The following is a 26328-nucleotide window of genomic DNA, read 5'->3' as shown; positions in this document are numbered from 1 at the left end:
CGTCTGGACGGTATTGACTGTACCGTCTGGACGGTTTATGTGCAGCGCAACATGAAATCAGACCAGGCCCCCATGTCCGAAAAGCCCACCACCAAGGATCTCATTCTCGATGCTGCGGAAACCGTCGTCTCGCGCGACGGTGCGCGGGCAATGACGATCGACGCCGTTGCTGCGGAGGCGAGCATCTCCAAGGGCGGCGTGCTCTATCACTACCCCAACAAGATCGCCCTGCTCGAAGCCATGGTGACCCGCATGGTCACCGGCGTGCGCGACGATATCCACCGCGCCGAGGCTGAAGCCGAAGCCGCAGGCGACCCGCCGCTGCCGCGGGTCATCGAAGCCCTGCTCACCCGCACCACGGCCGCCGAACCGATCGGCAATGCCATTCTCGCCGCTGCTGCCGAACAACCGCAATTGCTCGATGCCGCCGGCAAGATCCTGGCCGGCGAATTCCAGCGTCTGTCGGCCAAGGCCCCGGACCCGGTGCTCGGCCAGATCATCTTTCTCGCCCTGGACGGGCTCAAGCTCAGCATGATGCTGGGCCTCAGCCACGTTCAGCATATCCAGCTCGAAACCGTGAACGCTCGCCTCGTCGAGATGACCCGGGAGATGTACTCATGACCCGCCTCACCCTTCTCCCGGCGCTTGCCGCCCTGGCAGCCCTTGCGGCGTGTTCGGCCGAAGCGCCGACCGCGGAAGCCCCGCCGCGTTTCGTGCAGCTCGGCGAGGTTCGCGGCATGGCGCCGGAAACCCGTCACGAATTCGTCGGCCGCGTGGAAGCGCGGTTGAGCGTCGACATGGCCTTCCAGGTGGGCGGCCAGCTGGCCGACCTGCCGATCAATGAGGGCCAGCGCATTGAAGAAGGCGCCCTCGTGGCCCGGCTCGACCTGGAAGACTTCGAACGGGCGCTGCGCGAGGCACGGGTCCAGCTCCAGCAGGCCCGGACCGATCTGGAGCGCCAACGCACCCTGCATGAGCGCGGCATCGCCTCCCAGGCGGCGCTGGACAGCGCCCAGACCCAGTATGATCTGCGCCTGGTCGCGCTGGAAAACGCCCAGCAGAACCTGCAATACGCGACGCTGAGCGCGCCCTTCGACGGGCTCATCAGCCGCCGCCTGGTCGACAACTTCACCATCGTCTCGCCGGGCCAGCCGATCGTGCGCATCCAGGACGTCGGCGAGCTGCGGGTCTCCATCCCGGTTTCCGAGGACATGGTCGCCACCTTCGACCAGAACAATCTGATCAAGCTGGAGGCGGCCTTCTCCTTCCTGCCCGGCCAGACCTACGATCTCACACCGCGCGAGCTGGTGAGCGAACCCGAAGATGCCTCCAACACCTATCGTGCCATTGCAGCCCTGCCTGCCGATATCCCGGCCAATATCCTGCCCGGCATGACCGCCACCGTCTGGGCGGAGTTCGAGTACAATGGCCCGGTCTCCACCGATGTGTCGGTGCCGCTGGCCGCTGTTTCTGAACGCCCCGATGGCAGCAACACGGTGTGGGTCTATGACACGGAAGCCGGCACGGTCGCCCCGCGCGTCGTGGAAACCGACGGGCTGCGCGGTGATCGCGTCATTATCACCGCCGGCATCGAGGCCGGTGAACGCATTGTCACCGCCGGCGTCTCCGCCCTGCATGAGGGCATGCGCGTGCGCCCGCTCGACGAGACCCAGCCGCGCTTCGGAACCGCCCAATGAGCACGTCCTCCCAGACCGCCCTCTCCCTCGCCCGCCTCTCCATCCAGAAACCGGTCCTGACCTGGCTGGTCATCCTGTTCTGCGTGCTGGGCGGCCTGTTCGGCTTCATGAATGTCGGCCGGCTGGAAGACCCGTCCTTCACCATCAAGGAAGCGATCATCTTCGCACCCTATCCGGGCGCGACCGCCGAAGAGGTGGAGCTTGAAGTCACCGAGCATCTCGAGATCGCCCTCCAGCAGATGGAAGAGGTCAAGGAGATCCGCTCGGAATCCTCGCCAGGCATTGCGGAAATCCATGTCGAGGTGCATGACACGATCGACGGGCCGGACATGCCCGCCGTCTGGACAGATCTGCGCGCCCGCATCCGCGATGCCACGCCGGGCCTGCCCCCTGGCGCCGGCACGCCCATCGTCTACGACGATTTCGGCGACACTTACGGCATCTTCTACGCCATCACGGCCGAGGGCTATTCCGACAGCCGGATCCGCGACATCGCCCGCATGCTGCGGCGTGAGCTGCTGACCGTCCAGGATGTCGCCAAGGTCGCCGTGGAGGGCGAGCCGGAAGAGCGCATTTTCATCGAGATCCCGCAGGAGACCCTGTCCCAGCTGGGTCTGTCCTATGAGAGCCTGCTGAGCGAACTGAACCGCCAGAATGCCGTCGTTTCGGCCGGCGCAACGCCGCTCGACGAGCGCTATGTGCGCATCACCATTCCGCAAACCCTCGGCGGGGTGGATACCATTTCCAACCTGCTGATCACGCCGGGCAATGGCTCGGAGACCATCCGCCTGTCCGATATCGCCGAGGTCCACCGGGCCAGCGAGGACCGGCCCGACCAGTTGATCTATCACAACAATGTCCGCGCCTTCACCCTGGGCGTGGCGGGGCTGTCGACCGCCAATATCGTCGATGTCGGCCAAGCCGTGGAAGACCGGCTGCGGGAAATCGAACCGCGTTTGCCGGTCGGGGTCGAACTGCACCCGATCTACCAGCAGCACGTCGTGGTGGACGACGCGACCAATTCCTTCCTGCTCAGCCTCGGCCTGTCGATTGCGATCGTGGTCGGCGTGTTGTGCATCTTCATGGGCTGGCGGGCCGGCCTGACCGTCGGATCCGCCCTTTTCCTGACCGTCGCCGGCACGATCTTCTTCATGAACATGTTCGCTATCGAGATGGAGCGCATCTCGCTGGGCGCCCTGATCATCGCCATGGGCATGCTGGTCGACAATGCTATCGTCGTGGCCGAAGGCATGCTGACCGGCGTGATGCGCGGCAAGCCGCGGCTCGATGCGGCCGAGGACGCCGTCCAGTCGACCCAGTGGCCGCTGCTGGGCGCCACGGTGATCGGTATTCTCGCCTTTGCCGGCATCGGCCTGTCGCCGGACGCCACCGGTGAATTCCTGTTCTCGCTCTTCGCCGTGATCGCGATTTCGCTGCTGCTGAGCTGGGTGATCGCCGTCACCGTCGTGCCGATGATCGGTTTCCACCTCTTCCACGCCCAACGCCAGAAGGCGCTGGAGCGCGGTGACGCGCCGGAGGATGATGCAGCCCTCTACGCCGGCCGCATGTATGCCTTCTATCGCGGCATTCTGGAGCCGGCCCTGTCCCGGCGCTGGCTGGTACTGGGCGGGCTGATCGCCATCACGTTCGTTTGCTATGCCGGTTTCGGACAGGTGAAGAATTCCTTCTTCCCGGATTCCAACACGCCGATGTTCTACGTGAATGTCGAGGAACCGGAGGGCACCGACATCCTCGCCACCGCCGCGACGATGCGCGAGATCGGCGCCTTTATCGCCGAACAGCCCGAGACCGTCGCCTTCGACACTTTCGTCGGCTCCGGCGCGACGCGTTTCATGCTGACCTATAATTCCGAACAGCCCAACACCGCCTACGGCCAGGTGATCGTGCGCACCGAACATCGCGACGAGATCCCGGCCCTGGCCGACCGTATCCTGCAGCATGTCCGCGATACCCAGCCGCAGGTCGAGGCGAGGATCGACCGGATCGTTTTCGGTCCGCCGTCCGGCGCCAAGCTGGAGGCGCGCATTCTCGGTCCCGATGCCGATACGCTGCGCGCGATTGCCGACGAGATGGTCGAGGCGCTGCACCAGCGCGGCAATGTCATCGATCTGCGTACGGACTGGCGCAGCCGGGCACCGGTCATCACCCCGGTGATCATCGAGGAGCGCGCCCGCACGATCGGCATCACCCGCGAGAACATCGCCAATGCCATGCTGTTCGCCACCGAGGGGTCGCAGGTCGGCGTCTATCGTGAAGGCGAGGAGCTGATCCCGATCATCGCGCGCGCACCGCAGAGCGAGCGCGACGGCAATAATTATCTCTCCGACCGTCTGGTCTGGAGTTCGCAGCAGAACGCCTATGTCCCGCTCGCCCAGATCGTCTCGCGCTTCGAGGTGGATTTCGAGGACGTGCTGATCCAGCGCCGCGACCGGACCCGGGTGATTTCCGTGCGCGCCAATCCACAGCCGCACGAGACCGCGGCGGAAGGCTTTGTGCGCTTCAGCGAGATCGTGGAATCGGTCGAGCTGCCCGAAGGCTACACGCTGCAATGGGGCGGTGAGTATGAAAGCGCGATGGAGGCCAATGCCTCGCTCGGCAGCCAATTGCCGCTGACCTTCATTGCCATGCTCACCATCTCCTTCCTGCTCTTCGCCAAGGTGCGCCAGCCGCTAATCATCTGGGCTGTGGTGCCGATGGCGGTGAACGGGGTGGTAATCGGCCTGCTGGCGACCAATGTCGCCTTCTCCTTCACCGCCCTGCTGGGCCTGCTGTCCCTGTCCGGCATGCTGATCAAGAACGCCATCGTGCTGGTCGACGAGATCGACATGCGGATTACGGCCGGGGCCGACCGGTTCGAAGCCGTGCGCGACGGTTCTGTCAGCCGCCTGAGGCCGGTGCTGCTGGCCGCCGCCACGACTATTCTGGGCATGACACCGCTACTCGCGGACGCCTTCTTCCAGGGTATGGCGGTGACGATTATCGGCGGACTGACCTTTGCCTCGATCCTGACCATGATCGCAGTGCCGGTGCTCTACGCCCTCTTCTTCGGCATCCGCCGGGGCGAGCGCGACTAACAGTCCGCTTGACGATCCGGTGCGGGCAGGACAACCCTCCTGCCCCATGAGCCGGATCGAAAATGCCCATAATATCGCAGCGCTGCGCCGAGAGGCGCGGCGCCGTCTGCCCCGCATGGTGTTCGACTATATCGACGGCGGTGCCGACGACGAGATCACGCTGGGCAGCAATAATCGCCGCTTTTCCGACTACGAGCTTTTGTTCAAGTCGCTGGTCGACATCTCCGAGATCGACACGTCGACGACGGTGATGGGCGATGCGGCCTCAGCGCCGATCATCGTCACGCCGACCGCCGTTCAGCGCCTCTTCCATCCGCGCGAGGGCGAGGCCGCCGTGGCCCGGGCGGCCAAGAAGGCCGGACTCATCCACTGCCTCTCCACCCTCGCCTCGACCACGATCGAGGACATCGCCCGCTTCAATGACGGGCCGAAATGGTTCCAGGTCTATGTCTGGAAGGACCGCGCCCTGGTCGAACAGGCGCTGGAGCGTGCCCGGGCCGCCGGCTTCACCGGCCTGATCCTCACCGTCGACGTGCCCGTCGCCGGCAATCGCGAGCGCGACCTGGTCAACGCCTTTTCCGTGCCGCCGGAGATCAATGCCAAGACCATCAGCCAGGTCCTCGCCCGGCCGGGCTATCTGTGGGACATCGCGACCACCTCGAAAATCTCCACGGCCAACTGGGTCGATCTGGAAACGCGCGACATGGGGATTGCTGAATTCCTCGACACCCAGTTCGACCGCTCCGTGACCTGGAAGGACGCGGCCTGGATGAAGGAAGCCTGGGGCGGGCCGTTCGCGATCAAGGGCATCTGCCGGGCGGATGATGCAAGACGTTGCGTCGATGCCGGCGCGGACGCCGTGTGGATATCCAATCACGGCGGCCGCCAGCTGGATACGGCACCGGCGACCATCGACACGCTCGCCGATATCGTTGCTGCGGTGGGCGATGAGGCCGAGGTGATCCTGGATGGCGGGATCCGCCGCGGCACCGACATTATCAAGGCCCTGGCCCTCGGCGCACGCGCCGTCGCAGTCGGGCGGCCCTATCTCTACGGTCTCGGCGCCGCCGGCGAAGCCGGTGTCACCCGCGCTCTGGACATTCTGACCAGTGCCCTGCGGCGCGACATGGCGCTGACCGGCGTGACGAGGCTGGACGCGCTGACCCCGGATTTTGTGCGCAAGCCGCGCTAAAACGATCAAAAAACAAGACGATACACGGTTGGAGGATGTCTCGATGTTTGCAGCGGAAAGCCTGGTGCGCACCCTGATCAATCAGGGTGTGGAGGTATGTTTCACCAATCCCGGCACCTCGGAAATGCACATGGTCGCGGCGCTAGACCGGATCGAGGGGATGCGATCGGTGCTGTGTCTCTTCGAGGGCGTGGCGACCGGCGCGGCCGACGGTTATGCCCGCATGGCCGGAAAGCCCGCCTGCACGCTGCTGCATCTCGGGCCCGGCGCCGGAAATGGTCTCGCCAATCTGCACAACGCCCAACGTGGCCATGCGCCTGTGGTCAATATTGTCGGCGACCATGCCCGCCATCACCTGGAACTCGACGCCCCGCTGACCAGCGACGTCGAAGGCGTCTGCCGCCCCATGTCGCGCTGGGTCGGCACGGTAAATGAGCCGTCCGGAGTGTCAGCCATGGCTGTTGAAGCCGTGCGTCAGGCCTATGGTCCGTCACGCGGGGTCGCCAGTCTGATCCTTCCGGCCGACTGCTCCTGGTCGGATGCAGAACCCGATGTACTGCCAGCGGTCGAGCCGCCCGCAGCGACGCCAGTGCCTGCGGATACCGTCACCGAAGTCGCGGATGCCCTGAAAGCCGCAAAGGCGCCAGTCATCCTGCTGGGCAATGATGCCTGTCTGGACGCCGGACTGGAAGCCGCAGGCCGGATCGCCGAAGCCACCGGCGCAAAACTCTTCATGGACACATTCGTGCCCCGTATTGCCCGTGGGCACGGCCGGGTATCCCCGAAGCGGCTGGCCTATTTCGGGGAACAGGCTCTTGAGGAACTGGCCGGCACCGACCTTCTCGTGATCGCCGGCTCCAAACCCCCGGTCGCTTTCTTCGCCTATCCCGACCATCCGGGAGAACTGACGCCTCCGGGTGCCATAACCGTAACATTGGGCAACGCTTCCAGTGACATTCAGGGTGCATTGGTGAGCCTTGCCGCGCAGTTTCCCGATGCGCCTGACCCGAAGCCGTCAAAACTCTCCCAGGCGCCCAAACTCTTCCCGGACGAGCCGCTCAATCCGGGCTATGTCGGAATTTCCCTCCTGCGCCACATGCCCGAAGACTCGGTGATCTGCGACGATGCGACGACGTCGGGCATGGGCGTTTTCCCGTGGATCGAGCACGGCCCCCGGCATGACTGGCTGTGCCTGACCGGCGGCGCCATCGGCTCGGGCATGCCGCAGGCGGTCGGTGCGGCGATGGCCTGTCCGGACCGCCAGGTGTTCGCCCTGTGCGGCGACGGTGCGGCAGCCTATACGCTGCAGGCGCTGTGGACCCAGGCGCGTGAGAAGCAGAACATCGTCAATGTCGTTTTCGCCAATCACTCCTACCTCGTGCTGAATGTCGAGCTGGCCCGGGTCGGTGCCGGCGAACCGGGACCGGCAGCACAGCAGATGCTGTCGCTCGACAATCCGAAAATGGACTGGGTCAAACTGGCGGAAGGCTTCGGCGTTCCGGCCCGGCGGGCTGCGACCGCAGGCGAGTTCGACAACGCCCTGCAAGCGGCGCTTGCCGAAGGCGGGCCGCAGTTGATCGTGGCGGAGATCTAGCGATTGGGGGCGGCTGCGCCCGGCTTGTCCGCCGCCTCGTCTTCTTCCGCTGCAGCAAGCAGGCGGGCCAGAACCGAGCGCAATATGCCCAGTTCAACCGGTTTGGGCAGATAGGCGGCGAAGCCGCCAGCCTCGAACTCGCGGCGATGGTCTTCGGATGCCAGCGCCGTGACCGCGACGATGCTCGCCCGGCCGGACTTGCGCGTCTCGCGGATGCAGCGCATGGCGCTGACGCCATCCATTTCAGGCATCTGGATATCCATCAGCACGATGTCGTAAGTCTGGGAGGTTGCCTTGTTGACGGCTTCCCGGCCGCTGGACGCGCATTCGACGACCAGCCCGTCGCCGCTGACGACCTGCTGCACCATGGCGCGCAACACCAGCTGGTTGGTCACCACGTCATCGACCACGAGAATGCGGACAGGCTTGTCGAGATAGATCGGTTCGGCCGGTGCCGAGACCGCCTTGGGCACAGGCTGGCTGCCGGCAGAGAAAGGCAGGTCGACGGTGAAGGTGGCGCCGCGCCCCGGATCGCTCGACACACCGATATCGCCGCCCATCTGGCGTACCAGCCGGCGGCAGATCGCCAGCCCCAGCCCGGTACCGCCATACTGCCGCGTCGTCGAGGCGTCGACCTGGGTGAAGGCCTCGAAGATGAGATCGTGCTTGTCCCGCGGAATGCCGACACCGGTATCGCGTACACTGATCCGCACCGGGATTACCGCCCCGTTCTCGCTGTCCGGACGCGACAGCACGACGGTGATACCGCCGCGATGCGTGAACTTCACAGCGTTCGAGAGCAGATTATTGACGACTTGGCGGACCCGCACCGCATCGCCGCAAACGTCGAAACGCTCACCGACACCATCCCGGCTGAATACCACATCGACGCCTTTTGCCCCCGCTTGCAGACGCCAATGTTCGACCGTGCTGCGGATCAGCGCAACAAGATCAAAATCGCCTTCTTCCAGATCCATCCCGCCGGCTTCGATCTTGGACAGGTCCAGCACATCATTGAGCAGTTCCAGCAGCGATTTGCCCGACGCATCGATGAGCTTCAGCGAATGCTTCTGTTCGGCGGACAGGTGCGCATCCTGCAGCATGACACTGGTCATGCCGAGCACGCCATTGAGCGGTGTGCGCACCTCATGACTCATGTTCGCGATGAATTCCGACTTGGCCCGGTTCGCCTCCCGCGTCGTCGCCAGCGCGGCTTCCAGCTTGGCATTATATTCTTCCAGCGCGTGCTGCGCATCATGGGCCGCCGACCGGAAACTGCTTCCGAACAGGACGATCCAGCCGCAGGAGAAAGCCGAGGCGGCAACAAGGATGTGCAGCATTTCTGCCGGGCTGAAGGCGAGCAGGCTGCCGTTATTGCGATCCGCCTCCCACAGGACATAACCGAAATAGGCAGCTACCGGCAGCGCGGCGACATAAATCGCCTTGCGCCCCCAAGCGATGTAGGCGCCAAGGACAATCCCGGGCAGGTAAAGCGAAGCTGGCGGAAAGGATCCACGATTGGCAAAGGCGGCAGCGCCGAGCGCCAGCGCGCACAGTCCCAGCATCATGGCGATCGTCAGGTTCGGCCGGCGCAGCCGCAGCCCGACACCCCCCACGATCGCGGCCAGGAAGGCGGTGCCGGCAGCCAGCTGAGCCATGCCCGGACGGCCGTCGACGACCATGACCAGCATGGCCGCGTTGACCAGCCCCATCAGACAGAAAATGACCGTGAAGGCGGCGGCCACGCGGCAACGCACCGCATGTTCCAGATCCAGGCGCGGATCGGCTCCGACCAGCCTGTCTATCCATTGCCAAGACATGCAAGCGCCTCCCTTGCGCCGTACTAGCGCGGCTGGCGTTAACAAGAGTCATACAACCCGGCGCTGGGTCGCCCTGCGGACACACCCGGTCTCGATACAAGCCGCCGGGGCGCCGGAAGGTTCATATCCTATGAAGACCAGCTTAACGCCCCGGCAAGGTTCTCCGCTGACGTTGCCGGACAAGGATCAGGTATTCGACCTGCTCCCGGGGGCACGAACCAGGGCATTGGAGGCTGGATGTATACCGAGGACGGTTTCGAACTCCGCCCGCTCGGCGACACAATGGAAGTCTATGCATCCGGCGAGCAGTTCCATGAAACCCGTCCGCCGGTGATTGCCGCCTTCCAGGCGCTGACATCGCGCAGGCCCGTCACCAAAGTTCTCTGCGATGTACGCCTGGCGGCATACATACTCGACCCAACCGAGCTGGAGATGCGCGCACGCGCGACGGCTCGCGCGCTCGCCGGCTACCGGACCGCCCTGGTCTGCCTGGCGAACCAGCACGAACTGATGGAACGCACGGCGAGCAATATCCGCAGTGAAGGTGGAACCGCCGAACTTTTTTCCAGCAAGGGCGCCGCGCGCGAATGGCTGTCCGGCAGGGATGGCTGCCGCCATGATCCGAAAGCGGTCTCGGCAGTCTAGACGGTTTACGCTCCCGGAATGGCGGCAGTGCCATCGCCGCGCATGAAAAAGGCGGACTCCGAAGAGCCCGCCTTTCCCGTCAGGTCCCCCAAGACCCCCTAGAAGGTCCAGTCGAAACCGATCCGGACAGACCGCGGCGACTGATAGTAGCGCACAGCGCCATAGTTCGGATCCGGCGTACCCGCCGCGGTATCGCCGTTCTCGTTGTAGTCGACACCAGCTTCCAGGCCGAGCACGTTGAAAACGTCCGCACGCAGGACGAGATCACCCCGGTTGTCACCCATCGGCACGGCATAGCGTGCCGACAGATCCAGCCGGGTTTCCCAGTCGCTTTCGAACTCCGAGCCCCGGCGGGAGGCAACACCCTGGCAGTACCAGGACGAAGCGCCGTAGGCGGCCGAGGAGGCTTCGGTCGGGTGGACACCGCGGCACCCGTACAGGCGCGGCGAGGTCACCGACAGATTACCACCGACCAGCAGGTCGTCGAGGAGCTGGTAGCTGCCCCAGACCTTGAACTGGTGACGGCGGTGGTTCGGCAGATAGCCATAGGCGTTGTCGGTCAGACCCGGGTGATCGTACAGGATCGTCGAACCGGCATCGTCCTGGCCATTGTCGGACAGAACCGTGCCCTCGTAATTGCCGTAGGATGTCGACCAGACATAGGAGCCGCGCAGCCCCCACACACCGTCAAACGCCCGCTCGAAGCTCAGCTCGAGTGCGGCATAGTCGCGTTCCGCCGTCGGCAGGTTGAGCTGCTCTTCGGTGAGATGGATGATCGTGCGTTCGGACTGACCCGGCAGCGGATCGCGGGTGTAGACGTCGATCGCCTCGCCCGGATTCATGATGACGTACTGGTAGTCGCCGAACCAGATATTCTCACATCCAGCGATACCGTTGTCCTGGCAGTAGCGGACAATGGCATCGTCGATGGCGACGTCCTCGGACACATTGCCCAGGGTACGCCAGGTGGCGCGGGCACCGATCGTCCAGTCATCATTGAGGTCGTGATCGATACCGATCGAGAACTCGTCCTCATAGGTCGCACGCAGATCACGCGAGGTCTTCGAGATTGCCGGCTCCTGGGAGCCGTTCCCGTAGACGATACAAGCCTCTGTACCAGCCGGAGACATCGCCCCGTCAGGACACGCGCTGACGCCAAGAGCCGCCACACCGGAATTGCCCGTGGTGCGGACATCGCCGAGGACGAATTCACCCGTCGTGGTGTTGAGCGACAGGAGCTCGAAATACTCACGTACGAACAGGTCGGCCCCGCGGAAGCTCATATTGAGCGCCGGCGGGATGTAGTAGCGGCCATAGGAGCCGTAGAGACGCGTTCCGCTGTCGCCGAAGACGTCGTAGTTGAAGCCGACCCGCGCGCCCCAGTTGTTGTCGAGATCAACCGGCACTTCACCGATCAGGTTCTCGAGCAGGAAGTGGTCGTTGCGCACACCGATCTGCAGGTTCAGGCGATCGGATACATCCCAGGAATCCTGAATGTAGAAGGCCTGGTTCTCACCTTCAACCGACCCACCGAACCGGCCGACGGTCGAGCGGATGATTTCGGAGCCCTCCGGCAAACCGTAGATACTGGTCGTGCTCGCAGACACGGTGTAGGCACGCCAGTCGGCGCCGCCCGTGCGGGCAAGCTCGTGCTCCATGGACAGGCGCTCGTTCTCATAGCCGATGCGCAGGTGGTGAGACCCCATGAAGTCGAAGAAGACGTCACCGTCGATCCGGTAGAATTCCCGCCGGGTCTCGTTGAAGTCGTTATTGCCCGACGTTTGCGGGCCGACACGCACAGCGGTGCCGGAACGCTGGTCGACGACGTAGGGCGCATCCGGGTTCGATGCGAGTTCGGAGTGACGGTCTTCGCTGACGCCATAGGCAGCCGAGATGGTGAAATTGTCGGTGAGGTTGCCGGTGTATTTGGCAACATAGCTCGGACCGCCATTCTCATAGACCGTGGTGCCGATGACATCCGTTCCCACCGTGTCGACACCGTCGAACGCGTAGGAGTTCATCGTCGTCTCCCGCGTCGTGTCAAAATAGGTGAGTTCGAAGTGATGGTTATCGGTCAGATACCCGTCCAGCTTCAGGCCGAAGAACGGATCGTCGGATTCGACGACATCGAAAGTCCCGTTGGCAATTGATGCATTCGAGTTGCTCGTGTCGCGCAACTGGTAGAGGCCGTAGAAGAACAGGCGATCCGGAATGATCGGTCCACCGGCTTCCAGGATCAGGTCCATCGCCTCGTTCTCGTCCAGCGAGTTGCGGGACAGGTACGTGTCCGGGCTGTCGGAGCGCAGGGCGTCCGGCGACCAGTTGCCGTGGATGCCGAACTCGAACTCATTCGTGCCCGACTTGGTCACCGCGTTGATAACACCACCCGTCGCGCGGCCGAACTCGGCCGGATAGCCGCCATTCTTCACTTCAACCGTCTGGTAGAAGTCGAACGGCACCGTCGCACCACCCAGATAGGTGTCGAAATTGGTGATGTTCAGGCCGTTGACGTAGAATGCGTTTTCAGCCGCCGAAGCACCACCGACTGCCGTCGCACCGGCGCCGCCACCACCGACACTGCGGAAGTCATTGTCACTCGCCACAACAGTCGGAGCGAACTGGATGATGGATTCAATGTTGCGGCCGACCGGCAGCGTTGCGACCAGGTCTTCCACATCCACATTCAGACCCGACGTGGTCTGCTGGAACTGCAACTGTTGCACGGCCGTGCCCGTCACCACGATGGTCTCGGTCTGGCTCGCTTCGACGGCATTAAACGTATAGTTCGACAGACCGCCGACCCGGATCACAACCGTATCCGCCATATCGGCAAAACCCGGCGCACTGATGGACACATCATAGCTGCCCTGCGGCAGCAGGGTGGCGCGGAAGGAACCATTGGCATCAGTCGACAGGTTTCGGCTGAACCCCTGGGCCTGCGAACGCAGCGTCACGCTGGCGCCGGATACCGGATTGCCATTCGCGTCGACCACCGTGCCGACGACCCCGCCACTTGTGTAGTCCTGAGCGCTCGCGACAGTCGCAACGGTGGGAACAGCGACCGCTGCCCCCATCACGACGGCCAGCGCATAGGCGGTAGAGCCCAGACAGGCTCGCTTGAAACTCTTCATTATTATCCCCTCTTCATGCCCCGCCGGTTCGGTTTTCGGGCGTCGTGGCCCGGGCGGGAGATATGACGCATATCGCGTGGTCCCCGCCCCCCGCAGCGGCAGATGCGACCGCAAATACGATCCCGTCGATCACGGCTCCGTGTTTGCGATGAACGAATGAAAAGCGCGACGAATGGCATCCGTAAGGTTCGCCCGGTCAAATATTCTCGGAATGCGACCTGCGCAACTGGAGCGCCCGAGTGCCAAACAACCTGTCCAACCCCATTCTCAGGATCCGCGTATTCGGCGTGATCCTTGTTGTTGTTCTTGGCCTCGCCCAGCTCATGTCGCTGGTTGTCCTGCCACTGCTGCTGGATATCTATGTCACCCGCGTAACCTACTTCAAGATCATCGCCAGCGTCTCGTTCGGCATTGCCGTGGAACAAGCCTGCTTCACCGCATTCGTGCGGCGCGGGCTGTTGAGCAAACTGTCCTGGCTTGCCGCTGCAGCGGGCTTGCTTGCCTATGCCAGTTTTGATGCAATCATAAGCTTCCTGACGAAGGCGACTGAGCCGCTCTCGCTCGAAACCGCCCTGCTTTATTTCAGCCTCAGCCTGACCGGCAACACGATCTGGACATACGGGATATGGCTGGGCGCCAGCTTGTTCATGCTGTCACAGCACCATGTGGCCGAGGAGCGGCAGAAGAATCTGATGCTCGAGCGCGCTCAATTCGAGACGCGCCTGTCCTTCCTGGAAAACCAGATCAATCCGCACTTCCTGTTCAACGCCCTTAATACCGTCGCGTCATTGATCGTGCTGGAGCGCGCGCCCGATGCACGCAAAGCCGTGATCCATCTTGGCCATCTCCTGCGCCGCAGTCTCAACGGCGAGGGCTCGCCCCTGGCAACGCTGAATGACGAGATCGACGCGGCGAAAGCCTATCTGGCCATCGAAGAGCTTCGGTTTTCCGACCGCCTGAATGTGGACTGGTCAGTCGAGTCCGGGCTGGGCGATGTAACGCTGCCACGTTTCTCACTTCAGCCGCTCGTCGAGAACATCGTCAAGCATGGCGTCGCGCACGCCACCGCCCCGGTCAACGCACGCATCAAGATCCATCGCGTCCTGCACGGCGTGATGATCTGCATCTGGAATGACGGCCTTGCGGAAGTCCCACCTCCCCCCGAGGCGGAACGGCAATCCGGCGTCGGCCTGCGCAATCTCGAACAGCGGCTGGACCTGTTGTTTGCCGGTGAAGCCTTGCTGGAAACAGACCGGCCGGAGCCCGGTGTATTCGAATGCCGCCTGTCACTTCCCTTTCCGGTCCTGAGGGAGGCCGCCGAATGAAAATTGCTATCATTGACGACGAACCGCTCGCCATCTCCAGCCTGCGCCGCACGATAGAGCCCATCCCGGGAACGATCGTCGTGGGCAGCGCCCGTTCGGCCGCCTCGGCGATGCATCTGTGCGAGACACGCCAGCCCGACCTGGTTCTTCTGGATATCGAAATGCCGCAGATGGACGGCATGACCTTTGCCCGGGAGCTGAAACAGGCCGGCAACCCGCTGGTTATCTTCATTACGGCATATGACCGGTTTGCCATCGATGCCTTCGACATCGAAGCGATCGACTATGTGCTCAAGCCGGTCGACCCTGACCGTTTGCGCGGTGCCATCGAACGGGCCCGTTCACGCCTGTCATTGCGCCCGCTGATGCAGGCAGTGGAGAACGCCGCGCTGCGGCTGCACGCCGCCGCGCCACATCCACCGGAAACACCGGAACAGCCGGTCTACTGGGCCAATACCGGCGGCCGTACAATCCGCATCCCGATCGCCGACATCCGGCATGTCGAGGCGTGCCGTGACTATGCCTTCATCCATACCGGCCGGGACCGTCACATGGTGCGCGAGACCATGGCGCGGCTGGAGACCGCCTTCGAAGGCACGGCGCTGCAACGCATCCACCGCTCGCACATTGTCAATCTGGACCGCATCCAGGCTGTCTCCCGCGATACCGGGTTGCGCCTTGTCACGCTCGACAGCGGCGAGGAAATCCCCGTCGGCCGCCGCTTCTACGGCCGCCTCGTCGATGCGATCGACATCGCGGCGGGGTAGAGCGGGACCGCCATTCGTATGACATGGCCGAGATGGCCGTGATCAGGTCGCGGCTCATGAAGGCGCCCGGCATCAAGGATCGCTGACCCATGGCCCTGGTCGCAGCCCGGCGAACAGGCATTTTGATCGGAAACAAGCACGATCGGGACACAGGGCTGAAGCGCTGACCGGAAAGCGTCTGGATTGAACGCCAGCCCGCGACAGGTGAGACCGCTTCAGCCCAATTGCCGCTCAATCTCCGAAAGGCGGGCGTCCTGAAGGTTTTGCAACAGCCCGCGGGTATGAAAGACAAGGCGCTGCCAGAGCGCCTCTGTGCGGAACTCCAGCCGGAGCCGGGCCGTGCTGCTCATCATTTCCGACGGTGGCAGGGGCGCGCTCACTTGAACAACATAGAGCCGCTGGCCGCTTTGCTGATCGACCGACACCCGCTCCTGCAGGCTCAGACGCGAGACCTCCAGCGGCAGATACTCCCCATCGAACCGCAATTCGGCGGCCCGAACGTTGTCGCGAAAATAGTGCACGTAACGTTCAGGAAACCGGCCGGATAGACGGGCCATCCCCGAGTCGGGAAAGAACGCCCCCAAGGTTGCGCCGGCTTCGAAAATCGATCCCGGCTGCAAATCGGTCAGCGGGACAAACACACCGCCAACCTCCGCGCGCAGCGTCTCCTGAGCGATGCGGCTTTCCAGCTGCGCGATTTGGGTAGACAGAGAATGGACTCGTTCGCGCGCCGTTGCCGCGCGCACCGGTTCACTACCGCGTTCAGCGTCCAGCATGCGCCGGGCAATGGCGAGTTCAGCCTCCCGTTCGACGTGCTGTTCACGCAGCGCCCGGCTTTCCAGAAGCACCAACTCGGCGCCCGGCCCGACCCGGCCATAATCTGATATCGCCTCAAGGCGGCCGGTCTCCGGCACGGTGACAGCGTAGTGTCCGGATGCGTCGATCGCGACGACGATATCCTGGCGCACCGGCACGCGGATCAACACGAGCGCCAGGACGATCATGGCGAGAACGCTTAGCCGCACGGTCCAGACCGCACGGTGAGCGTCCGACTGGGATGGTTCCGATGGCGCTGGCGCCCGGGCGAGTGGCGCAAAAAAGAGTGCGACCAGCCCCCACACCACAATCACGGCGCCCACGCCCATATACCGCGGGAGCAGGCTGTAGGCGATAAAGCCAACGATATAGATCCGATACACAAAACTCGCGATCGCATAGGCAAGAATCGCCAGTTCGCCGGACTGGGACGGCGCCCTGCCCAGCCGGCCCAAGGAGCCCAGCCAGAGCTGGACAGCTTTAAAGGCTCGACCGCCATCCTGAGACAGATTGCGATAGCGCACCAGATCAATGAGCGCGAAATACCCGTCCAGTTTAACCAGAGGGTTGGCGTTGAACAGGATGGAGTTGAGGGTCAGGTAGACGAACAGATTACCCAGCAGCGAACGCAGGAAGTCCCCGGTTGTGAAGTGCCAGGCAATGAAGATCAAAACGCCCAGCAGCATGTCCGTGAACAGACCAGCCAGGCTGATAACAACACGCTGTTTGCGGTTGGCCGATACATCCGCGTCGGAACAGTCGACAAACGGGATCGGGAAAAGCGCAATGAATAATATCCCCGCATGAGCGACACGCGTTTTATAGCGTGTAGCGGCCAGCACGTGGCCGAGCTCATGGAAAACCTTCAGGAGCGGCGCCGCGATCCCGAAGGTCAACAAGGCTTCTGGCGAGAAAATGCTCTGATAGGCGCCTGCGATCGCCCAATCGCTTTGAATGCCCAGCGCAACCGCCAAAAGCGTGAGCACCGCCATGGCCCAAAGATAGGCCGGGCCGACGATCGCCCGCGCCAGGCCCCTCAGATAGCGCTGGAAGGGTGCCACGCTGAAGAGTGACACCCTCAAGAACAATGGGTTGATGGCCTCTTGCCCGGCCCGGCCTACCTGGCGGAGGTGTTGTATCGAGTGCAGCAGGCTGGCAATCCCGAGCCGGTCGCGATTGACAGCCTCTGCGTCCCCCGGTGCGGCGGCGCGGCCATGCTTGAGCCGCAGGAGAGCCCGCACAATTTCGCGCGGCAGGACCAGAATACTCCCGGTCGCTTTGTCACGCGCCATCACCCCGCGCTCAGGCTGGTCAAGCGGGCCGTCGAGCTCGATCTGGTTCAGATGCGCCAGTTCAGGATTGTCCATGCCTTCATCCTGACGAATTCGACGATATGGCGCGACCAGACGGCCAGGCGGATCGCCCGGCCCGTATCAATCTGGGCGAAGCCGGACAGGCCCGGCACGATCTGCACCTCGCCTGCCGTCTCGATCATTGCCGTCGCGACAAGTACGGGCGGCGCGGTGGGATCCTCTCCGCGTGTATCCGGCGAAGCCGGGGTGAGAATGCGGACCGGGTAGGCGCGGTCCAATTGCCCGCGCAGGCTCAGCTCACCGGTCTGACCGGCCTCAATAAAGCCGGCGTCGGCGGCGCTGAGCGTCAATTCGAAACTATAACGGGAAGAGGTCTGGACCCTGGCGATCTCCGTCCCTGCGGCCAGAAAGCGTCCACGCTCGCCCCCCGACAGCGCCGCCACCACACGCCCGCCCTCTGGGGCGGCGGGCACGAGCAAGGCCATGCGCGCTTCAATCTGCTGCAATCGCGTTTGCTGCAGGGCCACCCGGGATTGCGCCTGCACGTAGGCACCGTAATCCTCCTGTGCGAGTGCCGCGTTCGCTGCGGCCTCTTCAACAGAGATCTGGTAGAGCGCGGACGCGCGAGCATCCTCCTGGTCGGGCGCCGTCAGCGTGGCGATCGGCGCGCCCGGCTCCAACCGTTCGCCCACCTCCACTCGCATCTCGTCGAGATAGGTGGGGAAATGCAAAGAAACGACGTCTACGTCGCGCGGCCGGACGACGCCTGACGCGGTGATGGTGCGATCGGTTGGAAGCAGCAGAAAAATCAGCAGAGCTGCCGCCGCGACCATCCATCCACGCCGGAGATAGGTGCGCCGCCTAGACCAGTCACGTTGAGTACGATGACGTGTTTCCAAGAGATCGCGCAAGTCTTCGCAGACGGGTTCCGGATCCGGCATCGCTGGATCGAAGAGCAAAAAGCCGAACCCGGCCTGGCCTTCCGCGGGCAGCGAAATGTAAACCTTCCCGGCAGCCGCCTTGTCGAGGAGGAGAATGGTGTCTTCACAGCGCAGATCCTCACCTTCGAGATCTGCAGCAGAGACTGACCGCTTGACGCGCTCTTGCCCCCGCCAGCGCCGCACAAGATCCGCGATCGCGTCGCGCATCGGGTCCAACCGGACCGAGGAGAGCGTCAGCGCCGACTGCTCTCCCGGCCGGCACAGCACAACCACGGCCTCGTCCGCCTGGCCCGAATTGGTCAGCGCATCGCAAGCCATGGCAAATAGACGGCGCACGCCTGTCCGCCCCCCGGATTTCGCAAGATAACGGGTAAACAGGCGCGCGCACCCGGGCGCGCTGTCAGATACACGCCCCGCATTCGCCAAGCCTGGCGTGAACTGGCCCGTGGCGGCGAGCCTGGAAAGGCGCGTTGCGACCTTTTGCAATTGCGTGGCAGGGGGCACTGCATCAAGCACAAAGCCGATTACGCCCTGCTCATCCTGCGGCGCCAGAATGACCAGCTTGTCGCCGATCCGGCGCAGTGCCGACTGGCCCGCCGCGATGGCCGGCACATCAAGCGCCGCAATATCGTCTGGAAGCGTTCCGAGTATCGCGACCGGAGCCTCGCGGGTCCCGGACTGTATGGAGAAAATGCAGGAGAGCGTGTCGAGCATCGCCCTGGTCAGGAACCGATTTTGCCGAACTTATCTTCGTAGGCTTTGACCGACTGGCTGAGAATGACCGCAAGGCGTTTGGCTGCAAAGGGGCTCATCACAATGCGATGCGCCAGATCGACGTCCACTTCCTTGGTCTCGGCCAGATCGCCACGCCAGTGCTGGTGCGTTCCGAAAAGCAAAAAGAATTCTTCGCGATTAGCCGTAGCGGTGCCGATATTGGCGTAATGACTGTCCATTTTGTCATCATGCCAATTGATCTTGATCCCGCCCACTTCGTCCGGTGCACCTGTCGTCTTTTTCTCGCTCATGTCACTTTCCTCCAGGCCTTCAGCCGGTCTCTGTGTGCTCAATTGACCGCGTTATTCTGCCGCCACCATCATCGGGGCATCAGCATTTTGCGGGAGAGCCACAGCAGTCTGATCCAAGTCCAGACGATCTTCGATGATTGTCATCACGCGCTCAAGCAGCAGGCTTTGCGACACGCCGTTCATTTGCAGTGCCCGGCTCATATGCAGACCGAGCTCAGCTTCAATGGCGGCGCGCAGGGCGTCACCCTCCAGCCCCATCGCAATCAGCTCCGCAATGGCGGACATCATCATGTCGCTGAGCACATAATCCATCAGCGTATCGAGGTGGCTGATTGAAACGCCCGGGGCAACGGCGTGCCCATACTCGACCAGACCGCGGTCTGCCTCGGCGCCCGCCTCAGCCCGTACCGGCTCGCTCTCCGGAGCACGGTCGAGGCTCAGGCCGATCGAGCTGGCCGACTGGGCTTTTGACACGATATCAATGGCGCCCGGCCCGGCGAAATTCACCGTCACCAATTGCCAATGCGGCGTAGACTGATTGAACAGATCGCTACCCCATTCGGTCGTGAAATAGCCGGCAAACCCGTCGGAGAAGAGCGCATCTTCTTCCGTATCGCCAAAGAAAAGATCCGGGCCGAGATTGCCGATCATGACGTCAAAGCCGGCTTCGCCGTGCATTTCGTCATAGCCGCCGGTCTCGAAAGCGAAATTCGTGTCGATCCACAACTCACCGAACACACCATTGCCCTGAGCTGTGTAGACCCGGGACATGATGGCGGTATCGCCGATCAGGAAGTCCTGGCCGTCCCCACCGAACATTTGCTCGTCGCCGAAGCCACCGACGAGATAATCGGTGCCGTCATGGCCGCGCAGCACATCATCGCCATCGACCTCAGGCACCAGGCTTTCAAAGAGGACGAGTTTGTCGAGGCCCGACTGACCGTCGAAGCCGCGCGCATTTGGCAGGAATTCGAGATCGGCATTATCCCCCACCAGGAGGTCATCATCGAGACCGCCATCCATGACATCATTGCCGGTCTGCCCCATCAGAACATTATCGCCGTGCGTGCCCTCGGCGGTCAGCGTGTCGTCGCCGCCACTGGCATGATGGATGGTGTCAACGATCAGGATATCCCAACCATCTTGATGCGTGATCTCAGCGTCGTCGCCGACAGCGATGTCTTCACCATCACCCACCGACACCGTATCCCCGCCCTGGCCGGCAATAATGATGGCATTGCCGGCGCCAGTCGTGATCACATCATCCCCGCCCAAAAGCGAAGCATCGGAGCGCAAATAGCCGACCGTATCGGTATTGGAGGTGAGGTAGTAGCCACGATCCCCCAGGATCAGGTTGAAACCATCACCCGCTTGGATCACGTCTGCCTGCTCACCACCGATCAGAACATTATTGCCATCACCGGCCGTGATTGTGTCGCGGCCCGACGCAGCGGCCATATCGGTGGAGGTGAGCTCGTAGAGGATGGCATCTCCCGCATCATTGAGAGAGGTCTGCATGATCCCATCATCGCCCAGGACATGGTTCAGACCGTCCTGCAGCAACGCCGTATCGTTGCCGCCCCCCAAAGCGATGGAATTGATACCGCCCGTGATGGTCACAGCATCATTGCCATCGCGCGCATCCGGTGCGGTCCGGGCAGTTTCCACCATGATGTCGAACAGGAACCAGGCGGCTTCCGCCTCCTCCAGCAGAGCGGCGGAAGGTGAGTTACCCGGATCGACATAGTTCGCGAGCGCGGTCAGCGCATCGGCGCGGAGCCGCATTTCGCCGCTATCGCCCAACAGGGTCAGACCACCGACTGTCGCGGTGATGGTGTCATGACCCAGGCCGCCAAAGGCGAGATCATTGAGATCGGTCGGCGCCGGCTCAGCACCGCTGAGGTTTTCACCCATCACCAGCGTGTCATTGCCGTCCGTATCCAGCGCAAGACCGGTCAGAGTGAGCCCCGGGAAATCGATATCCGCATTGTCCCCGAACAGAATATCCACGCCGAGGCCGGAATTGAGCACATCATTGGCCTCGCCGCCGATGAGCTGGTCATTGCCGCGGCCCGTTGTCAGCGTGTCATCTCCGCCCTGCGCGTTATTGATCGAGCGGATCGAATCCACGCCTGCGCGCAGGTCTTCGCCCTCGAGCACGCCAAAATCGCCCAGCAGGATGTTATCCCCCGACGCGGCGATCAGGCTGTCGCCCGCGCCGCCGCCCATGGCGATATCGTCTGCAGCACCGGCATCGATCGTATCGGAACCTTGCGCGATGCTCTCTTCAAACAGCGAGGTCATACGCTGTGCGATCATATTGCCGCTGAGCAAGACGCTGGCGAAATCACCCGCAATCAGATCCAGCCCGGCCGCACCACTGATCGTGTCAGCACCGCCGCCGCCCAGCAGGATGTCATCGCCGCTGCCGCCGCGAATCGTGTCGTCACCATCCGCAGCATCGATCACGCGAATGTCCAGCACGCCATCAATTGCGCTTGCAATGTCCACATCGCGAATATCAAGCGCGGCTTCATCCAGCGTGAAGGCGAACGTGCCGCCCGCGATCACGTCATCGCCCAATCCGCCGCCGATCGTGTCGTTGCCGCCATTGCCCTCGATCAGATCATCGCCGATCTGACCAAACAGCCGATCATCGCCGGATCCGCCAATAATGATGTCATCGCCATCATTGCTGGCCAACGCATCGATCTCGGACGCGGTGCCCAGACCGCCGCGCTCGCCGGCCGCTTTACCCCAACCCCAGACCTCGACGTTTTGTCCATTGACCTGGATCGTATCGGAACCGGCGCCCCCCTCGATGAGGACCGTCGTACCGCCGATGGCGATGTCGTCATCGCCAGCGCCGGAAAGGACTGTGACCTCACCCGCCGCGGCGAGGTCGCCACGAATGACGTCATCCCCCTTGCCGGTCAGCAGGATATGATTGCCCGCACCCACGGTGATGGTTTCATCATCGCGGTCGGCTTTGAGCTGCGAAATCTCGGTATAGTTTTCCAGCAAGGCTTCGAGATTGACCGGCGCGTCGCCACCCACATCGTAATAGCCGGTGGCGGCAGGATCGGGCGTGTCATCTTCCAGTAGTCCGAGCAGCTCGCGCACGCGCTCGGGCGTTACGTCGCCATTGGCAAATGTGGTAAGAAACACATCGCGCATGCCGTAATCATCGCCGGAAAAGACAATTACATTGCCACCGGGAATATCGATCGTATCGGCGCCCTCTTCCGCGAAGATGATGTACGTACCCCGGGCATCGGCCGGCGCCGTGATGATGTCATCACCGGCGCCCGAGAAGACGACATTCAATCCGCCGACGGGAAGTGTGATCGTGTCCTGCCCCGCCCCGGAATAGGTGATGGTCACCCGATCGCTATCTGCGTCGGAGAAGTTGGACATATCAACGACATTGTCGCCTTCGCCGGCCGGTATGATGACGGCCTTGGCTTCTGGGTCGATCTCACCCTCAAGCGAACCCTCGGCATTGTTCAACGTCACCATGTACCGGTTTGCCAGCGTTCCCAGAACGACCAGATCATCGCCGTCCTCTACCATGTCGGAATTGGCCCCCATGATGCGTGCGCCAAGATTCAGCACTTGCGTGCCGACCTCATCATCACCGCCCCCACCAAGGCCCAGGAGGTTGAGTAAGCCCTCCAGGGACAGAATGCCGCTGCGATCGCTGTCCAGCCCGCTGACCAGGCTGGGTTCGGGGTTGAAGAGTTCCAGCTCGATCGCGGGCAGTTCCAGCTCGTATATGGTTTCGGTCGCACCAAGGAAGCTGATCTCGGAGAAGACAGCGAAATCCATCGTGCCTTCCAGGAGATAGGCGATCTGCTGGTGCGGTGTAATGGCCCCGTTCTTGACCATGAACAGGATCGCATCAAGCAGTTCGGACAAGCGCACCTTGCCGTCGTCATTCGGATCCGTGATGTTGAATTTGAAGTCGAGCTCGCCGCCCCCGCCGATGGTCGCGGCGATCGCATTGGCGAACATCGTGATATCCAGCTCGATATCCACCAGTGAGCCTTCTCCCGCCTCGATGAAGACGCCATCGAAAAGACGGAAGGGATCATAGGAATTCAGGAAATTCTGCACACCGCTGAGATCGTAACCGACTTCAAACTGCGTGATGCCATGGCCTTCAATTCGATTGGAAATCAAAGGCCCGATTTCCAGATCCTCCAGCGCCCCGGTCACGAAGGCCGGAAGGTCCAGCGAGTCGATGAGAAGCTGGGTGAAATCGAGATCGGCTGAGTCGATATTGAACCAGGTATACCGTGCCCGCACGAGCTCTACACCGCTGAAATCACCCAGCAAAAGTGAAATAGCGCCGAACGGGTCTTGCAGCAGCGGAATACTGACGGAGAAACCGTCATCCGGATTACCGAAAGTCCCAAAACCGCCACTGCCATCGTCCGTGGTCAGCCCGGTGGGATCTATTGTGGTGATGTCGATGTCGGAAGCATTGGTCTCGCCCGTAGCCAGCTCATCGCCAAAGCTCGTCAGGTCAAAGCTTCCGAAATGCACCATGCCCCCGCTATCGGCGATATCGACGACAAACTGCGCGATCGAGTTGGCGATCTCCGCGATATTGTCGCCGAGCTTGATGATCGGGAACCAGAGCGCCACCAGATCAACCGCCAAGTCCTTCAACAGGCCGATCGGGTCCTGGAAGATGACATCGATCACTTCAAGCAACGGCCCAACGACCGACATGATCGGATCGACCAGTGGCCGGATCAGCGCATCGTAGAGCTGACTGGCATCGATCCGCACATTCTGGATCCCCAGAGCATCAACGGACAAGCCTTCGGCCAGCGTATAGCTCGCATCGAGTACAAGCTCTGCGGCCACATTCGGCAGGATCGGATTGCCGCCGATTTGCAGCGCTTCGCCAGAGAACGGGTCCAGAATATTGCCGACCACGCCAATTTGCACATCGACCTCGGCGCCGAAATCGAAGCTGACCAGCTCGCCGAAATCCATGTCGTCAAGATACAGGATACTCTCGTAGGCCAACACGTTTCCGCTGCCATCAAGCGGTTCGATATTACTGAAATCACGTTCGATTTCCGCGCCGGCATCGCCGTAGAGATCTGCTTCGAGGAAGGCATGAAGCTGTGCTGTGCCGCCATCAGTCGTCGCATCGGAGATGATTACGCCATCATCGTCGAGCGTCACCGCATTCGCGGACAAGCCGAGCAGGTTCAGCACACTCATGGATCCGCTGAACGTGCCGGCATCCACCAGGAAATCGATCGACACTTCGGCGTCGTCCGTATCGTTCAGCAGGAAGAAACCATTCGCATCCAGACCGAAGCCGATATTGACCGTATAGCTCAGCTCGAGAAGGATCTCGGAGCCTTCCTCCACTTCGATATTCAGGCCGGGAATGCCAAAATCGAAGTCAATGTCCAGCATTTCGCTGAACAGGACGCCCGAGAAGTTGATCGCACCGTATATGAAGGATTCGGCCGTTGTGCCGGAGGTATCGAGATAAGCGTGCAGGTATTCGACGTCCTCGGTGCCAAACACGCTGTTCAATTGCGCGTTCACGAAACCGTTGATCAATTCGACAGTTGAGGGCAGCGCGCCATCCGCGTCGGGAGTCTCCGCATATTCCAGCGCCGGAATGAGGACGCTGTTCATGACATCGTCGAAAAAAGTCAGCCCGGTTCCGATCGCATCCCCGATGATGGGAAGATCGATATCCGCGAGAAAATCATCAAAAAAGCCATCAACGACCTGGAACAGGTCATAAATGCCGTTGAGCATGTAGGACGGATCATTGAGCAGGCGGAGCGCGTTGAAGTCGTTCAGTTCCTCGATCACGCTTTCTGAGGCGACCGGCAACAGCGCGGTGGTCGCGAGACCATCGGCTTTTGCATTGAGAGCGGACGGGGTTTTGAAGTCCTGAATCTCGCCTTGGTTCATCACCAAACGATTGCCAGTCTCATTCCCGGATTGAGCAAAACCTCCACGCCCCGGAGACAGCGCCGCGGCGGCAAAGGCCACGATATCCGGCGCGATGGCCGGTCGTTCCAGCGGCAAGCCAGCCAGCGCAACGGTCTCAAACGAGATGGGGTCGGCGACCGGAGCCGTGCCCTTCGCGAAGTCCGTGGTGACACTGTGCGAGGCTGGAACCGGTGCATCCGAACCCGGCAACTGATAGCCCGGATCCAGAACTTCACCCGCCTGCCCTCCTTCTGCAGACAGCCATTCCGGCACGGCGCCCGCCGCCCCGATTGACGATTGCGGCAACGCGTCGGCTGCATCCGGCACAGCGCGCTCAAACAATTCAAACGGATCAAGGCCGGGCACGAACACATCCGCAAGGCTTGCCGTGTCCTTCGAGAAACCGGTGACCTCGCCTCCCGCATCGAACGTCGAAATCACCTCGGATACCAGCGCCGAGCCGATTTTGTCGGAGGCGGACAAGTGCTCCGCCATCATCGCCGCCAGCAGCGCATCGCCTTCTGGAGTCTCGAGATCATCAGCCACGCCCGGAATATCTGTTTCCGCGACGGCAGAGGGAATGGCATCAGATCCGGGCAGAACCGCCATATGCTGGTTGTCGAGGCTGGGATCGATCAGATCCGCCGTCTGGTTCAAGACCGCACTGCGAAGGTCCGCGAACGCAGTCTGGACACGCTCCCCAGCTTCGGCGAGCGGACCGAGATCCGCCATCTGATGACCGGCACTTCCCGGCAGCCCCGGATCGAGCGTTTCCAAGGCGGAACGTGGCAAGCCGGGCGCCTCGAACTCGTCGAACATAGCGTACTGCTCGGCAAAGGATTGCACGATGCCGGCAAGACTGCCCGACAACGCCGTTGTCGACGCCAAGTCCCATTCGAGATTGGCATCCATCATGATCCTCGGTTCAAGCAGAACCGGCGCCGGAATGGACGGGTTGATAGAGCTGACAGACATCACGCCTCCTCCGACG

Annotated in this window: 14 protein-coding genes; 8 read left to right on the top strand and 6 right to left on the bottom strand. The window is 62.4% G+C overall.

The genetic code is table 11. The features are described 5' to 3' along the window. Positions 1-51: 51 nt before the first annotated feature. From ACXAJV_RS07215 to ACXAJV_RS07195, 5 genes are read left to right on the top strand one after another with little or no spacing between them, the layout of a single operon-like run. A complete protein-coding gene (locus ACXAJV_RS07215) occupies positions 52-621 on the top strand; it encodes a TetR/AcrR family transcriptional regulator (protein WP_475083642.1) in 570 nt (189 codons plus the stop codon). Continuing rightward, positions 618-1697, top strand: a complete 1080-nt coding sequence (locus ACXAJV_RS07210; RefSeq protein WP_475083639.1) for an efflux RND transporter periplasmic adaptor subunit — start codon at positions 618-620, stop codon at positions 1695-1697. Before ACXAJV_RS07215 ends, ACXAJV_RS07210 begins: the two co-directional genes overlap by 4 nt. Further along, positions 1694-4792, top strand: a complete 3099-nt coding sequence (locus ACXAJV_RS07205) for an efflux RND transporter permease subunit (RefSeq protein WP_475083636.1) — start codon at positions 1694-1696, stop codon at positions 4790-4792. Before ACXAJV_RS07210 ends, ACXAJV_RS07205 begins: the two co-directional genes overlap by 4 nt. Positions 4793-4838: 46 nt before the next feature. Then, positions 4839-5984 (top strand): alpha-hydroxy acid oxidase, encoded by a 1146-nt coding sequence (locus ACXAJV_RS07200; protein WP_475083634.1) that lies wholly within the window; start codon positions 4839-4841, stop codon positions 5982-5984. 43 nt (positions 5985-6027) lie between these two features. Beyond that, positions 6028-7578, top strand: a complete 1551-nt coding sequence (locus ACXAJV_RS07195) for an acetolactate synthase large subunit (RefSeq protein ID WP_475083632.1) — start codon at positions 6028-6030, stop codon at positions 7576-7578. Here the strand turns inward: ACXAJV_RS07195 and ACXAJV_RS07190 are convergent. Continuing rightward, entirely contained in the window at positions 7575-9398 is a 1824-nt protein-coding gene (locus ACXAJV_RS07190; protein ID WP_475083630.1) for an ATP-binding protein, read from the bottom strand. The two genes, ACXAJV_RS07195 and ACXAJV_RS07190, sit on opposite strands and share 4 nt — an antisense overlap. 237 nt (positions 9399-9635) lie before the next feature. On the opposite strand from ACXAJV_RS07190, the gene ACXAJV_RS07185 reads away from it, so the two are divergent. Continuing rightward, a complete protein-coding gene (locus ACXAJV_RS07185) occupies positions 9636-10043 on the top strand; it encodes a hypothetical protein (RefSeq protein ID WP_475083628.1) in 408 nt (135 codons plus the stop codon). A 98-nt stretch (positions 10044-10141) separates the two neighbouring features. On the opposite strand, the gene ACXAJV_RS07180 is transcribed toward ACXAJV_RS07185, so the two are convergent. Further along, positions 10142-13174: a TonB-dependent receptor gene (locus ACXAJV_RS07180; protein ID WP_475083626.1), complete on the bottom strand. Its 3033-nt coding sequence runs from the start codon at positions 13172-13174 to the stop codon at positions 10142-10144. Positions 13175-13413: 239 nt separating this feature from the next. Here ACXAJV_RS07180 and ACXAJV_RS07175 point away from each other — a divergent pair, with 239 nt between their 5' ends. Beyond that, the gene (locus ACXAJV_RS07175; protein WP_475083624.1) at positions 13414-14499 is read left to right on the top strand and encodes a sensor histidine kinase; all 1086 of its coding nucleotides are present in this window, start codon (positions 13414-13416) and stop codon (positions 14497-14499) included. Then, positions 14496-15266: a LytR/AlgR family response regulator transcription factor gene (locus ACXAJV_RS07170; protein WP_475083621.1), complete on the top strand. Its 771-nt coding sequence runs from the start codon at positions 14496-14498 to the stop codon at positions 15264-15266. Before ACXAJV_RS07175 ends, ACXAJV_RS07170 begins: the two co-directional genes overlap by 4 nt. 215 nt (positions 15267-15481) lie before the next feature. On the opposite strand, the gene ACXAJV_RS07165 is transcribed toward ACXAJV_RS07170, so the two are convergent. Genes ACXAJV_RS07165 through ACXAJV_RS07150 form a run of 4 tightly spaced genes read right to left on the bottom strand, consistent with a single transcriptional unit; the run spans position 15482 to position 26312 of the window. Then, complete coding sequence (locus tag ACXAJV_RS07165; RefSeq protein WP_475083620.1) at positions 15482-17449, bottom strand: site-2 protease family protein; 1968 nt, start codon at positions 17447-17449, stop codon at positions 15482-15484. Continuing rightward, positions 17422-19050 carry an efflux RND transporter periplasmic adaptor subunit gene (locus ACXAJV_RS07160; protein WP_475083617.1) on the bottom strand — a complete coding sequence of 543 codons (1629 nt, stop codon included), beginning with the start codon at positions 19048-19050 and terminating at the stop codon, positions 17422-17424. Before ACXAJV_RS07160 ends, ACXAJV_RS07165 begins: the two co-directional genes overlap by 28 nt. An 8-nt stretch (positions 19051-19058) precedes the next feature. Continuing rightward, on the bottom strand, positions 19059-19361 hold the full coding sequence (locus tag ACXAJV_RS07155) for a DUF3467 domain-containing protein (RefSeq protein WP_475083615.1): 303 nt from the start codon (positions 19359-19361) through the stop codon (positions 19059-19061). 51 nt (positions 19362-19412) lie between these two features. After that, complete coding sequence (locus ACXAJV_RS07150; RefSeq protein ID WP_475083613.1) at positions 19413-26312, bottom strand: hypothetical protein; 6900 nt, start codon at positions 26310-26312, stop codon at positions 19413-19415. Positions 26313-26328: the final 16 nt, after the last annotated feature.

Source organism: Maricaulis sp. ABE4_448, from assembly GCF_056160825.1.
Note: the sequence above shows the minus strand (reverse complement) of the source record. Positions and strands in the feature narration are given on the sequence as shown.